11 protein-coding genes are annotated in these 13,369 nt (G+C 66.8%); 8 read left to right on the top strand and 3 right to left on the bottom strand.

The annotated features are described in order from the left end of the window. Positions 1-29 precede the first annotated feature (29 nt). Positions 30-2,807 (top strand): PAS domain-containing hybrid sensor histidine kinase/response regulator, encoded by a 2,778-nt coding sequence (locus J4G32_RS19460; RefSeq protein ID WP_210497221.1) that lies wholly within the window; start codon positions 30-32, stop codon positions 2,805-2,807. A gap of 44 nt (positions 2,808-2,851) precedes the next feature. Here the strand turns inward: J4G32_RS19460 and J4G32_RS19455 are convergent, their stop codons facing one another. Beyond that, positions 2,852-3,250 carry a DNA-directed RNA polymerase III subunit RPC5 gene (locus J4G32_RS19455; RefSeq protein ID WP_210497220.1) on the bottom strand — a complete coding sequence of 133 codons (399 nt, stop codon included), beginning with the start codon at positions 3,248-3,250 and terminating at the stop codon, positions 2,852-2,854. Between the two features lie 142 nt (positions 3,251-3,392). On the opposite strand from J4G32_RS19455, the gene J4G32_RS19450 reads away from it, so the two are divergent. From J4G32_RS19450 to acuI, 4 genes are all read left to right on the top strand, one after another. Then, positions 3,393-4,214 carry a helix-turn-helix domain-containing protein gene (locus J4G32_RS19450; protein ID WP_210497324.1) on the top strand — a complete coding sequence of 274 codons (822 nt, stop codon included), beginning with the start codon at positions 3,393-3,395 and terminating at the stop codon, positions 4,212-4,214. Between the two features lie 115 nt (positions 4,215-4,329). Continuing rightward, on the top strand, positions 4,330-5,517 hold the full coding sequence (locus tag J4G32_RS19445) for a cell wall hydrolase (protein WP_210497219.1): 1,188 nt from the start codon (positions 4,330-4,332) through the stop codon (positions 5,515-5,517). A gap of 120 nt (positions 5,518-5,637) precedes the next feature. Then, positions 5,638-6,882 carry an MFS transporter gene (locus J4G32_RS19440; RefSeq protein ID WP_210497218.1) on the top strand — a complete coding sequence of 415 codons (1,245 nt, stop codon included), beginning with the start codon at positions 5,638-5,640 and terminating at the stop codon, positions 6,880-6,882. Positions 6,883-6,902: 20 nt separating this feature from the next. Then, a complete protein-coding gene (acuI, locus tag J4G32_RS19435) occupies positions 6,903-7,901 on the top strand; it encodes an acrylyl-CoA reductase (NADPH) (RefSeq protein ID WP_210497217.1) in 999 nt (332 codons plus the stop codon). Here the strand turns inward: acuI and J4G32_RS19430 are convergent. After that, positions 7,898-8,806, bottom strand: a complete 909-nt coding sequence (locus J4G32_RS19430; protein ID WP_210497216.1) for a LysR family transcriptional regulator — start codon at positions 8,804-8,806, stop codon at positions 7,898-7,900. The genes acuI and J4G32_RS19430 overlap by 4 nt on opposite strands. Positions 8,807-8,974: 168 nt before the next feature. On the opposite strand from J4G32_RS19430, the gene wrbA reads away from it, so the two are divergent. Next, complete coding sequence (wrbA, locus tag J4G32_RS19425) at positions 8,975-9,574, top strand: NAD(P)H:quinone oxidoreductase (protein ID WP_210497215.1); 600 nt, start codon at positions 8,975-8,977, stop codon at positions 9,572-9,574. Positions 9,575-9,609: 35 nt separating this feature from the next. Here the strand turns inward: wrbA and J4G32_RS19420 are convergent, their stop codons facing one another. Further along, entirely contained in the window at positions 9,610-10,608 is a 999-nt protein-coding gene (locus tag J4G32_RS19420; protein ID WP_210497214.1) for an L-threonylcarbamoyladenylate synthase, read from the bottom strand. A gap of 109 nt (positions 10,609-10,717) precedes the next feature. Between J4G32_RS19420 and J4G32_RS19415 the strand changes: the two genes are divergently transcribed. Next, positions 10,718-12,496: an acyl-CoA dehydrogenase family protein gene (locus J4G32_RS19415; RefSeq protein ID WP_210497213.1), complete on the top strand. Its 1,779-nt coding sequence runs from the start codon at positions 10,718-10,720 to the stop codon at positions 12,494-12,496. Between the two features lie 4 nt (positions 12,497-12,500). Continuing rightward, positions 12,501-13,352, top strand: coding sequence for an SDR family oxidoreductase (locus tag J4G32_RS19410; protein WP_210497212.1), 852 nt, complete (start codon positions 12,501-12,503; stop codon positions 13,350-13,352). Positions 13,353-13,369 lie beyond the last annotated feature (17 nt).

Here is a 13,369-nt window from a genome sequence, read left to right as displayed (position 1 = left end):
GGCTTTCAGCCAATGGGTGAAGGGTCCGAATGCTGGAGGGCGTGGTCATTTCGAACGACAACCTCGTTTCCGACCGTCACGATTGGGCGGCCACAGCCCGAGAGGCTTACCCCGCTGCGGCCGCAAGGGCTCAGGGCTGCGCAAGTTTCGGAGGCGATCCGCTGTCAGACCAGATCCTCGCGCAATGGCCCGGGTTTCTCTGCGTCCTGGAAGGGGCGCCCGCACTGGTATCCTTTGCCAATGCGGCCTGCCAGCGCCTGATGCCAACGTCGAGCCTCGGCGTGCCGTTTGCCGAGACGGCGCTGGCCGCGCTGCCGGGACTGTCCGTTCAGGTGGCGCGGGCCTTTTCCACCGGCGAGCCCGCCGCATTGCGGCGTCTCGCCGTTCTCTCCCCGTCCGGCGCGCCGCTCGTCGTCGACTTTGTCGCCCAGCCCATACGGATAGAGGGGCGCGTGGTGGCCGTGATGCTGCAAGGCACCGATGTGACCGACCAGGCAGCGTCCGAAGCCATGATGCAGGCCGGGCTCGAGCGGGCGGAGAGCATCCTCAACGCCCTCGGCGATGGTTTCGTGGCGTTCGATGAGGAGATGCGTGCCGTCAAGTTGAACGCGGCGGCGCTCGCCTATGATGGGCGCGAGGCCAACGCCATTCTCGGGAAGACGCATTGGGAGGCGTGGCCCACTTCCGCGGGCTCTTTTCTCGAAGGTGTCTACCAGCAATGCTTCGACGAGCAGCGGCAGATCACGATCGAACGCCACTACCTCGGCTTCGGAAAAGATCGTTGGCTGGAACTGCGGTTGTGTCCTGTGGTGGGAGGGATCGTCACCTTCTTTCGCGACGTGACCGACCGCAAACTCTCGGAAGAGGCGCTGCGCGCAAGCGAGGAGCGGTTTCGGGCGCTGGTCGATGCCGTTCCCCACCTCGTGTGGGAAGCCTCGCCCGATGGGCAGATCGAATGGTTCAACGAGCGCTTCGGCGCCTATTCGGGCATGTCGCTGGTGGCTTTGCAGGGTGGCGGCTGGCGTCAGGTGCTGCATCCGGATGATTACGAGACCATCGCCGGCGCGTGGCGGCAGGCGCGCGAACAGGGCTCCGTGTTCGAGCGCGAAATCCGCCTGCGCCGGGGGATCGACGGCGTCTATCGCTGGTTCCTGGCCAAGGGGGTGCCGGTGCGCAACGGCGAGGGAGCCATCACCCGCTGGATCGGCACGAATACCGAGATCCACGACGAGCGGGCGGCTGCCAGCGAACTCGTCCAGCGCAACTCGCGGCTCGAGGAACGCGTGGAGGAAAGCACCCGCGATCGGGAACGCCTGTGGCGCCTGTCCACGGATCTGATGCTGGTCACCGACCTGTCGGGTCGGATCCTCGCCATGAATCCGGCCTGGCGCCGCGTTCTCGACTGGTCCGACGATGACCTCCACGGGCGGTCGTTCGTCGATCTGGTCCATACCGACGCCCGTGACCTGGTGCAGGCCCAGGTGGCTGACCTCGCCCTCGGCGTCGTGACCTTCGACGGCCCGATCCAGCTTCGCCACCGGGACGGCACCTATCGCTGGATCGCCTGGAAGGCCGTGCCGGGCGAACAATTCATCCACGCCGTCGGCCGCGATATCACCACGGAGAAAGCGGCCTCCGACGCGTTGCGGGAAGCCGAAGCGGCTTTGCGCCAATCGCAGAAGATGGAAGCTGTCGGACAATTGACCGGGGGCATCGCCCATGATTTCAACAATCTCCTGACCGGCGTCATCGGCAGCCTCGACCTCCTGGAATCCCGCCTCGGGCAGGGCCGCATGGGGGATGCCGCGCGCTACATCGAGGCGGCCATGTCGTCCGCCCGCCGGGCCGCGGCCCTGACCCATCGCCTGCTGGCCTTCTCGCGCCGGCAGCCCCTCGATCCGCGGCCCGTGAATGCCAACGATCTGGTGGCCTCCATGGACGAGCTTTTCCGCCGGACGGTCACCGAGGCAGTCCGCGTGACCTTCGTGCCGAAGGACGACCTCTGGCTGACCTCGTGCGACGCCAACCAGCTTGAAAGTGCCTTGCTGAACCTCGTCATCAACGCGCGCGATTCCATGACCGGGAGCGGCACGATCGTCATTCGGTCCGACAACGTGGCAGCGGACGACCCGTCGCTTGCGGGCCGGTGCGATCTTGCAGCCGACGACTACGTGATGTTGTCGGTGACCGATACCGGATCGGGCATGTCGCAGGACGTTACAGAGCGTGTCTTCGAGCCCTTCTTCACCACCAAACCCATCGGCCAGGGTACGGGCCTCGGCCTGTCCATGGTGTACGGCTTCGTGCGTCAATCCGGCGGGCAGGTCGGCATCGTCTCGGAGCCGGGGCAGGGCACAACGGTGACCATCCACCTTCCGCGCTTTCGTGGCGATGCGGCTCATTCGGCCGCGCCGGACGTGATCGCGGCGGGACATGCGCGTGCAGGCGAAATCGTGTTCGTGGTGGAGGATGAGCCCGTGGTGCGCAGGCTTGTGGTCGACATGCTGCAGGAGCGCGGCTATCGCATCATCGAGGCGATGGACGGGCCGTCGGCCCTGGCCGTGCTTCAGACCACGCAGCCTGTCGATCTCCTGCTCACCGATGTGGGGCTGCCCGGCCTGAATGGACGGCAGCTTGCGGATGCGGCGCGCGAATTGCGTCCCGACCTCAACATCCTGTTCATGACGGGCTATGTGGACAACGAGATCCTGAAGAACGGCTTCCTCGGTCCGCGCATGGAAGTCATCGCCAAGCCGTTCGCCGGGGAGGCGCTGGCGGCGAAAGTGGAACACATGATCCACGATTGAAACCGCGGCGGTCGGCTCCTGTGGCCGCCGCGGGATCGGGCGCTTCAGACCGCCACAAGGCGGGACCGTTTCAGGCCCATCACCTGCAACTGTGCGTACAACGCCACCACGGCCGCCTGCACGAGCACGAACACGGTGCCGGCGATTGTGGGCGAAACCCATCCGCTCAGCAGCAACAGGATGCTGTCGGCGACCCACAATCCATTGACCAGCACGACCGCCCACACGGCTGCGCGCGGCAGATGTTCCCGAAGGCTGAGGAACGCCACGAGGGCGGCAAACGGCAGCAGCACCGCGCCGGCCGTCCGCAGCAGTGGGATGGGCAGTCCGAGCAAGGTCGAAAGGGGGCTGGCGGCGAGAAGCATCAACCCGCCACAGGCGGCGGTGGTGACGGCATCCGCCAGAAGCGCCTGGCGGAGAAACGGGGAGGGCGAAAGGGTCATGGCATGTCTCCTGTTCATCAGCGGGCGAAAGGCCCGGCCGGTCCGGTGACCGTGGCGACATCCTGAGCGGCCCGGGTAGGGCCGTCGATAACCTCGCAGGTCATGGAACGCGGCGTCGCGCTTTGCTATCGTCCGGCCGATGATGACAACGACGACTCCCACGATCGGCGACCACCTGCGCGACTGGCGCCAGCGGCGGCGCATGAGCCAGATGGATCTGGCGCTCGAGGCCGACATCTCCACGCGGCACCTGAGCTTTCTCGAGACCGGGCGCTCGCAGCCCAGTCGTGAGATGGTCCTGCATCTGGCCGAACAGCTGGAGGTGCCCTTGCGGGAGCGCAACATCCTGCTGGTGTCGGCGGGCTTCGCGCCGGTCTATTCGCACCGCGCCCTCGACGACCCGGCGCTGGCTGCAGCCCGTGCGGCCGTCGACCTGGTTCTGAAAGGCCACGAGCCCTATCCCGCGCTCGCCATCGACCGCCACTGGTCGATGGTCTCCGCTAATGCGGCGTTGATGCCGCTTGTCGGCGAGGTGGATCACGCGTTGCTCAAGCCACCCATCAACGTGTTGCGGCTGAGCCTTCATCCGGGCGGTCTTGCGCGGCGCATCCTCAATTTTCGCACCTGGCGCGATCACCTTCTCGCCCGCCTGCATCACCAGATCGACCTCACCGCCGACCCGGTTCTCGTTCGGCTTCTGGCCGAGTTGCGAGCCTACCCGATCCCGCCGCAAACACCGCGCGATCCGACCGCGCCGCGCCAGGAGGATGTTGGCGTGCTAGAGCCGCTCCAGCTGGCAAGCGCTTTCGGACCCTTGACGATGGTCAGCACCACCACGGTATTCGGCACGCCCGTGGACGTCACTCTGTCCGAACTCGCCATCGAGGCGTTTTTCCCCGCCGATGCCGCCACCGCGGCGGCATTCCGGGCCATGGCGGAGAGCAACGACGCGGCGGAGTCTTAACCCGCCATCAACCTTAATCCGCGATAACCGACAGGAACCGGGCGATCGTGTCCGTCGCCTGTCTCGGGTTCTGGTTGGGGTGTGTCGCGTGCGTTCTCGGTATCGTCGCTCTCGAATGAAATGGATCTGCGCCACCACCGCCCCGTGGGCGCTGGCCGCAGGCCTGCTGGTCTCGTTCACCGCATCGGCCAGCAACAACGCGGAATCGGGCATCAGTTTCACGGCGCGCACGGCAGCCAGCCGCCTGAGCGATTCGGCGCTCGTGCCCCCGGTGGGCGCGCTCATCGGCGCCGGCGGCGTCAGCCTGATCGGCAGCGATATCCTGCGCAATCTGCCCCGTTACGATCTTCCCGAATCCGCCGCCATCGAAGGCGATCCTCTGCGCGCTGACCGCAAGGCCGGCGCTGGCGCCGCGCCCGTGGTCGAGCGCAGCCGGAAGGGCGATCCCGACCGGTCGGAGCGCGCGGGCCTGATCCGCCGCGCGGACCAGATTCGCGCCAGCATGGCGGCCCCCGGCTCGCGCATGCTGTTCACCCGCGACGAGAACCTTCTGCCGCCAACGATCCTCATGGAAGGCAAGGTCGAGGGCGCGGACGCCCAGCAGCATGGTTTCGAGCCCTGGCAGGGCCCTGAATTCACCACCACCCGACAGGCCTCCTCTGTGCAATCGCCGATGGCCGCGGCCGCCGGGTCGACCGGCGCTGCAGCCGGCGCCACGACCCCGTCGGTCCGGCGCGCGGTCGTCCTGTCCTCCACCACGCCGACGCCGGCCGATACGACACCGGTCGAGATCGCGGCAGCGCCCGTCTCGCGCATCGAGCACGGTATCGGCAGCACCATCGTGGGCCGCGATTCCGAGCGCCCCCGCTATGCGGATTTCATCGATCCCGACAATTTGAGCAAGGAACAGCGCTGCCTCGCCGAGGCGGTGTATTTCGAGGCGCGGAGCGAGCCGCCGGACGGGCAGGCCGCGGTCGCCCAGGTCGTCCTCAACCGCATGAAGAGCGGCCTCTACCCCGCCTCCGTCTGCGGCGTGGTCTACCAGAACCGCAACCGCCATCTGGCGTGCCAGTTCACCTTCGCGTGCGAGGGCAAGGCGCTGCGCACCACGGAAAGCGAAGCCTGGGAATCGGCCAAGCAGATCGCGAGCGCGGTGCTGGAAGGCAAGACCTACCTCGCCGATGTGGGCGGCGCGACCCACTATCATGCCAATTACGTCCGGCCCTATTGGGCCAAAAAGCTCAAGAAAATGGACGTGATCGGCCGGCACATTTTCTACAAGCTCAGGCCGGGACAAACCTGAGGGGCCCCTCTGCGGAGCGCCACTCATCACAGCTTCTCATGGCGATATCGTCAAAGTTTCGATGTCGTGACGAAATGACATACGCTAAGGTCGGGGGCTTCATTTCGCCAGGTCCGCCCCATGTCAGCACCATTCGCCCGCTCCCGCTTCTCGCCGGAACTCATCGTCGTGTCGGGGTGCCTGATCGCGCTCATCACCTTCGGGCCGCGTGCATCGGCGGGCTTGTTTCAGATCCCGATGACCACCGAATTCGGCTGGGGGCGCGATGTCTTTGGTCTCGCCATCGCCGTCCAGAACCTGCTCTGGGGCGTGGGCCAGCCCTTCGCCGGCGCGGTGGCGGACCGGTTCGGCGCGGTGCGGGTTCTGTGCGTCGGCGCGCTGCTTTATGCGGCGGGCCTCGTGGTGATGGCCTATGCGACCTCGCCCGGAATGCTGCAACTGGGCGGCGGCGTGCTGATCGGGTTCGGCCTGTCGGGCTGCTCGTTCAACCTCGTGCTCGGTGCGTTCGGCAAATTGCTGCCCGAGCGCTGGCGGCCGATGGCGTTCGGCGCGGGCACGGCGGCGGGCTCCTTCGGGCAATTCCTGTTCCCACCCATCGGCAACATTCTCATCGCCAATTACGGCTGGCAGCAGGCTCTGGTGGTATTCGCAGCAAGCGTGCTGCTGGTCCTGCCGCTGGCGCTCGCGCTGGCGCAGCGCGGGACGGGTGATGAGTCGTCCCGTTCGGGGCCCGTTGCGATCCCCGGCCAGTCGATCCGGCAGGCACTGGGCGAGGCGTTGCGGCATCGCTCCTTCGTGCTCCTGGTGCTGGGGTTCTTCACCTGCGGCTTCCAGCTTGCGTTCATCACCACGCATCTTCCGGCCTATCTCAAGGATGCCGGCCTGTCGGCGAGCGTCGGCGGCTGGACTCTGGCCTGTATCGGTCTTGCGAACGCTTTCGGATCGCTGACGTCAGGCTGGCTCAGCACCCGCATGTCGAAGCGCTGGCTTCTCGCCTGGATCTATTTCGGACGCTCGCTGGCGATTGCGGTCTTCATCATGGTGCCGCCGACGCCCCTGACCTGCATTCTCTTCGGCATCTCCATCGGCCTGCTGTGGCTGTCGACGGTTCCGCCGACATCCTCTCTGGTCATGCTGATGTTCGGCACCCGCTACATGGCCATGCTCTATGGCTTTGCGTTCTTCTCGCATCAGGTTGGCGGGTTTCTCGGGGTGTTTCTCGGTGGCATGCTGTATGAGGCCTACGGCAACTACACCTTCGTGTGGTGGCTTTCGGTGGCGTTGGGCATCGCCTCGGCCCTGATCAACCTGCCGATCAAGGAACAGCCGGTCGCGCGCCCGGGCGTCCTGCAGCCGGCCGAATAACACCGGTCGGGGAGACAAGGATGGGTACGTTCAGGGCCATCGTCATCGACAAGACCGAGGGCGGGCAGCAGGTTGCGGTCCGCGATTTCGACGAAGCCGATCTGATGGACGGGGACGTGGACGTCCGCGTCACCCATTCGACCGTCAACTACAAGGACGGACTTGCGATCACCGGCGCGGCCCCGGTGGTGCGCCGCTTCCCGATGATTCCCGGGGTCGATCTTGCGGGCATTGTCGAGCGCTCTTCCCGTGCGGATTTCAAGCCGGGCGATGCGGTGGTGCTGAACGGGTGGGGTGTCGGTGAAACGCATCTCGGCGCCTACGCGCAAAAGGCCCGGCTGAAGGGCGACTGGCTGATTCCGCTTCCGAAGGGGATCACCCCGTCTCAGGCGATGGCCATCGGCACCGCCGGCTATACCGCCATGCTGGCGCTGATCGCACTGGAGCGGCACGGCCTCACGCCGGACCGGGGACCCGCCATCGTCACCGGTGCCGCGGGTGGTGTCGGTTCGGTATCGGTCGCGTTGCTCGCGGGAGCAGGCTGGCACGTCATCGCCTCCACGGGCCGTCCCGGGGAGGCGGGCTATCTCAAGGATCTGGGCGCTGCCGAGGTCGTCGCGCGGGCCGAACTCTCCGGCACGCCCCGGCCGCTGGGCAAGGAGCGTTGGGCTGCGGGCATCGATTCGGTCGGCTCGACCACCCTTGCCAATCTCCTGTCGATGACGCGCGCGGGCGGGGCCATCGCGGCCTGCGGCCTGGCGGGCGGCATGGACCTGCCAACCTCCGTGGCGCCGTTCATCCTGCGGGGTGTCGCTCTGCTCGGGATCGATTCGGTGATGGCCGCGAAGGCGCGGCGGATCGAGGCGTGGGGACGTCTCGCGCGCGACCTCGATCTTGCCAAGCTCGCCGCCATGACGACCACCATCCCCCTCGACGGCGTTCTGGCCGCCGCGCCTGAGATCGTCGCCGGTCGCGTGCGGGGTCGGATCGTGGTGGACGTGGCGGGCGAAGGCTCCTAGGCGCCGAAGCCCTCGATGGCGCGCTTCTGCTTGCTGATTTCCGCTCCGGTAAACTCCATGAAGGCGCGCACCCGCGCCGATTGCCGGAGATCGGAATGGGTCAGCAGCCACAGCCCGGTGGAAAAATCCGGGTTGATCTCCGACAGGCGCACGAGGTTTGGACGCCGGTCCGCGATGAAGCACGGAAGGGGACCGATCCCCGCACCCGCCTCGACCGCCTCCGAGAGGCCCAGCACCGTGTTGACCTTGTAGACGATCTTTTCCGGAGCCACCCGGTCCCGCACGAAGCGCGCCGCTTTCAGCATGGCGAGATTGTCCCCAAGAACCACCCAGGGTCGGTCATAGAGCCGCGCGAGATCGACGGCGTCAGGATCGGGGAAGTCGGCAGCCTGCCCATAGATCGCCCAGGCAATGGTGGCGACCCGTCGGCCGACGAGGGTCTCGGGCGGATTGTCGGTGGCGCGGATCGCCACGTCGGCATCGCGTTTGGACAGATTGAGCGCCTGGTTTGCGAGCACCACATCGAGGCGCATTTCGGGGTTGGCGGCCAGAAAACGCGAAAAGATCGGCGTCAGCAGATGCACCAGCAGGGTGTCGTTTGTCGTCACCCGCAACTCGCCCGCGGGTGCGACCGCCTGGCCGTCGAGCTTGCGGGTGAAGGTCTCGACCTTCTCCTCCATGGTTTCGGCAAGGGCCGCCATTTCCTCGCCGGCCGGCGTCAACACGTAGCCGGTGCGGTGACGCTCGAAGAGCTTGATGCCGAGCCCATCCTCGAGCTGGCCGAGACGGCGAAAGACGGTGGAGTGATTGACGCCGAGCCGATCCGCTGCGGCCGCGAGCCCGTGCGACTCCGCGATGATTCTGACCAAGCGAAAGTCGTCCCAGACCAGTTGAGGCTTCGTCATCGTGCATCCGTGCAAGAAGGACAATGCAATCCTACCATTGGATTTGCAGTTTGGAAATCTTATCCTGCGTGGGCAATCATTTTGCGCCGGGATGCGGAGCGGTCCGTCTGCTGCCATTCGCGGCGCTTCGATCCTCGTCAACCATCGCTCACTCAACAGGAGATCGTCATGGCCAAAGTTCTGGTCCTTTATTATTCGTCATGGGGTCACATCGAACAGATGGCCTATGCGGTGGCCGAGGGCGCTCGCGCCGGCGGAGCCGACGTCACGGTCAAGCGCGTGCCCGAGCTCGTCCCGCACGATGTTGCCGCAGCCTCCCACTACAAGCTCGACCAGAAGGCGGAGATCGCCACGGTCGAGGAGCTCGCCGATTACGACGCGGTGATCTTCGGCACGCCGACCCGCTACGGCAACATGGCAGCCCAGATGAAGAACTTCCTCGATCAGACAGGCGCCCTGTGGGCGAGCGGCGCGCTCGTCGGCAAGGTCGGGTCGGTCTTTGCGTCGAGCGCCACCCAGCATGGCGGCCAGGAATCGACGATCCTCACCTTCCACCCGGTGTTGCTGCATCTCGGCTTCGTCATCGTCGGCCTGCCGTATTCGTTCGCGGGCCAGATGGGCGTGTCCGAGGTCATGGGCAATTCGCCCTACGGCGCATCGACCATCGCGGCAGGCGACGGATCGCGCCAGCCGAGCCAGGTCGAACTCGACGGCGCGCGCTTCCAGGGCAAGCATGTGGCCGAGATCGCCGGCAAGCTTGCCAAGTAAACTCGCCAATGAAGCTTTCCAAGTAAGCGAGCGCTCTAACGCTCGGCGGCAGCGCGGCGCAGGCGGTCGTTGATCGCCTCGCCGAGGCCGGCCTCCGGAATGGGCGCGACCGCGATGGTCGCAAGTCCGGGCTGGTCGAGGGCCCGCAGGGCCGAAAACAACGCAGCGGCGGCCTCGCGCAGGTCGCCGGTGGGACTGAGATTGAGGCTCGCCACGGCCCGCTCCGCATGGCGGGGTCGCATCGGGCCGAAAAGCAGGGCTGCTTCCCCCGGCATGATTTCCGCGACGTCGCGCCGCACGCGGGCGCGGGGCGCATAGTGCGAGGCCAGCATCCCGGGCGCGAGCGGTGCGTCGGCGTGATTGTCGTCCTCGGTCAGGACTTTCCCGATCCCACCGATCACCTGCGCGATCGCCTCGCGGGACACGCCGCCGGGGCGCAGCAGGCGGATCGTGCCATCGAGGCAGGCCACGATCGTCGATTCCACCCCCACATCCGCCGATCCGCCGTCGAGCACGGCGTCGATCCGTCCGTCGAGATCCGCCAGCACATGCGCCGCCGTGGTGGGACTGACCCGGCCGGACCGGTTTGCCGATGGGGCAGCCACCGGCCGGCCGACCGCCGACAGGAGCGCGCGCGCAACCGGATGAGACGGCACCCGCAATCCCACACTGTCGAGGCCGGCGCGGGCGAGATCGCAGACCGTTCCGCCGGGCGCCACGGGCACGACGAGTGTCAGCGGACCCGGCCAGAAGGCGTCGGCGAGACGCAGGGCCGCATCCTCGAAGACGCCCTGCTCCTGTGCAGCCTTCAGCCCGTCCACATGAGCGATGAGGGGATTGAACCGGGGCCGATCCTTGGCCGCATAGATGCCGGCAACCGCCGACGCATCGGTGGCATCTGCGCCGAGGCCGTAGACCGTCTCGGTTGGGAATGCCACAAGACGTCCCTGACGAAGCAAGGTCGCCGCGCGGGCGAGGCCTGCCTCGTCGGGCGAGAGACGGTCAGTCTGGACCATTGACCCGGGATCGTTCACGTCTAACCTACCTTCAGCCGAGGCTGTGCCCGTCGGGGGCCCATCGTCGGGCGGTTTATCCGCGCGACGGCAGCCGTCAACACAAATACCCATGCTACGAGGAAATACGATGGCCTATCGCGCCCCTGTCTCCGACATTGTCTTCACCCTGCGCCACGCGGCCGGGTTCGACGCCGCGGTGGCGGATGGCCTCTATGAGGATCTGACGGCCGATCTTGCGGCCACGATCCTCGACGAGGCGGGCCGGTTCGCCAACGACGTTATCGCGCCGCTCAACCGCGTCGGCGACACTGTCGGCGCGACTTTCCGCGACGGCGCGGTGACGACGGCGCCGGGATGGAAGGACGCCTACACCGCCTGGACCAAGGCCGGCTGGAACGCGCTTCCGGGACCCGTCGATTTCGGCGGACAGGGCCTGCCGACCCTTCTCAACTCGGCCTGCGTCGAGATGTGGAACTCGGCCTCCATGGCGTTCGGCATCGGCCCTGTCCTCACCATGGGCGCCATCGAGGCGCTGGTCCAGCACGGCACCGACGAGCTGCGGGCGCGCTACCTCGAGAAGCTCGTGGCGGGAACATGGACCGCCACCATGAACCTCACCGAACCGCAGGCCGGTTCCGATCTCGCGGCCATTCGCGCCCGCGCCGAGCGCGCCGGCGACGGCACCTACCGCATCACCGGCCAGAAGATCTACATCACCTACGGCGAGCACGACCTTACCGACAACATCATTCACCTTGTGCTCGCACGCCTGCCTGATGCGCCCGCCGGGACGCGCGGGATCTCGCTGTTTCTCGTGCCCAAGGTGCTGGCGGACGGCACGCGCAACGACGTGAGCTGCCATAGCATCGAGCACAAGCTCGGCATTCACGGCTCGCCCACCTGCACGATGATCTTCGGCGACGAGGGCGGGGCTGTCGGGTGGCTGGTCGGCGAGGAGAATCGCGGCCTGGCCTGCATGTTCACGATGATGAACAACGCGCGCCTGGCGGTTGGCCTGCAGGGCGTGGCGATTGCCGAGCGCGCCTACCAGCAGGCGCTGCACTATGCGCAGGAACGCCGGCAGGGCCGGGCCGCCGGCGCCGCCGATGGCATGAGCCCGATCGTCCTGCACCCGGACGTGCAGCGCAATCTGCTGACCATGAAGGCGCTGACCGCAGCGGCGCGCGCGATCTGCTACATGACGGCCGAGGGCCTTGATCGGGCGCACCGGGACGGGGACGAAGCGCGCCGGCGTGTGGCGCATGAACGGGCCTCGCTGCTGACGCCGGTGGCCAAGGCCTTCTCGACGGATATCGGCGTCGAGGTGGCCTCGCTGGGCGTGCAGGTGCATGGCGGCATGGGATATGTCGAGGAAACGGGGGCAGCCCAGCACCTTCGCGATGCGCGCATCGCGCCGATCTATGAGGGCACCAACGGCATTCAGGCGATCGACCTCGTCATGCGCAAGCTACCCCTGTCGGGCGGCGCGACCGTGCAGGCCCAGATTGCCAACATGCGGGCAACGGTGGCGCGGGCCGCCAAGAGCACGGTCCCCGGACTGGGCCAGACCGCCGCGCGCCTGCGCGATGCGACCGAAAGCCTTGATCGTGCCACGAGCTTTTTGCTGAAGGCCGTGGCCGGCAACGCCTCGGGCGACGCGCTGGCCGGCGCCACCCCGTATCTGCGCCTCTTCGCGCTGGCGCAGGGCGGCGCGGCTTTGGCCGAGATGGCGATGGCGGCGGGTGCGTTGATGACGGACGGCGACAAGGATCCGGCCCTGCCGGCGCGGATCGCCCTGTGCCGGTTCTTCGCCGAGAACATCGCGGTCGGCGCACGGGGCCTCGAGGATGTGGTTCTGGGCGGCGCCGGTTTCCTCGAAGACGCCCATCTGGCACTGGCGAGTTGATCCCATGACCCTGCGCGGCAAGACCCTCTTCATCACCGGCGCTTCACGCGGCATCGGTCTGTCCATCGCGTTACGGGCGGCGCGCGATGGCGCGAATGTGGTCATCGCGGCCAAGACCACGGAGCCGCATCCGAAGCTTCCGGGCACGATCTACACGGCGGCCGCCGAAATCGAGGCGGCGGGCGGCAAGGCCTTGCCGTTGCAGGTCGACATTCGCGACGAGGAGGCGGTGAAGGCCGCCATTGCCCAGACGGTCGAAAAATTTGGCGGCCTCGACATCGTCGTCAACAACGCGAGCGCCATCAGCCTCACGCCGACACCGCAGACCGACATGAAGCGGTTCGACCTCATGCACGACATCAATACGCGCGGAACTTTCATGGTGTCGAAATACGCGATCCCCCATCTCGAGAAGGCGGAGAACCCGCATATCCTGATGCTGTCGCCGCCGCTCGACATGAAGGAGAAATGGTTTGCGCCGCATGTGGCCTATTCGCTGGCCAAATACGGCATGAGCCTGTGCGTGCTGGGGCTTGCGGGCGAGTTGCGACCAAAGGGGATCGCCGTCAACGCCCTGTGGCCCCGCACCACCATCGCCACGAGCGCGATCCAGAATTTGCTCGGCGGCGAGCGTATCGTTCAGGCCAGCCGGACTCCTGCGATCCTGGCGGATGCGGCCCATGCGATCTTCGAAAAACCCGCCCGGACATTCGCCGGCAACTTCCTCATCGACGACACGTTTCTTGCGGGCGAAGGCGTGACGGATTTCGAAATCTACCGGGTCGATCCGTCGGTCCCGTTGATGCCGGACTTCTTCGTTCCCGATGACAGTGTCCCGCCCACACAATCGTCATGAAAACCTGATGATGGTCC

Origin of the sequence: Microvirga antarctica (genome assembly GCF_017921815.1) — a bacterium.
In the GTDB taxonomy this organism is placed as follows: Bacteria; Pseudomonadota; Alphaproteobacteria; order Rhizobiales; family Beijerinckiaceae; genus Microvirga; species Microvirga antarctica.
This window is presented reverse-complemented; position numbering and strand designations above follow the sequence as displayed.

What these genes read in the sequence shown, in the direction of transcription:
- J4G32_RS19460 (WP_210497221.1), top strand. Translation starts at nt 30, where the DNA reads ATGCTGGAGGGCGTGGTCATTTCGAACGACAACCTCGTTTCCGACCGT.
- J4G32_RS19455 (WP_210497220.1), bottom strand. Translation starts at nt 3,250, where the DNA reads ATGACCCTTTCGCCCTCCCCGTTTCTCCGCCAGGCGCTTCTGGCGGAT.
- J4G32_RS19450 (WP_210497324.1), top strand. Translation starts at nt 3,393, where the DNA reads ATGACAACGACGACTCCCACGATCGGCGACCACCTGCGCGACTGGCGC.
- J4G32_RS19445 (WP_210497219.1), top strand. Translation starts at nt 4,330, where the DNA reads ATGAAATGGATCTGCGCCACCACCGCCCCGTGGGCGCTGGCCGCAGGC.
- J4G32_RS19440 (WP_210497218.1), top strand. Translation starts at nt 5,638, where the DNA reads ATGTCAGCACCATTCGCCCGCTCCCGCTTCTCGCCGGAACTCATCGTC.
- acuI (WP_210497217.1), top strand. Translation starts at nt 6,903, where the DNA reads ATGGGTACGTTCAGGGCCATCGTCATCGACAAGACCGAGGGCGGGCAG.
- J4G32_RS19430 (WP_210497216.1), bottom strand. Translation starts at nt 8,806, where the DNA reads ATGACGAAGCCTCAACTGGTCTGGGACGACTTTCGCTTGGTCAGAATC.
- wrbA (WP_210497215.1), top strand. Translation starts at nt 8,975, where the DNA reads ATGGCCAAAGTTCTGGTCCTTTATTATTCGTCATGGGGTCACATCGAA.
- J4G32_RS19415 (WP_210497213.1), top strand. Translation starts at nt 10,718, where the DNA reads ATGGCCTATCGCGCCCCTGTCTCCGACATTGTCTTCACCCTGCGCCAC.
- J4G32_RS19410 (WP_210497212.1), top strand. Translation starts at nt 12,501, where the DNA reads ATGACCCTGCGCGGCAAGACCCTCTTCATCACCGGCGCTTCACGCGGC.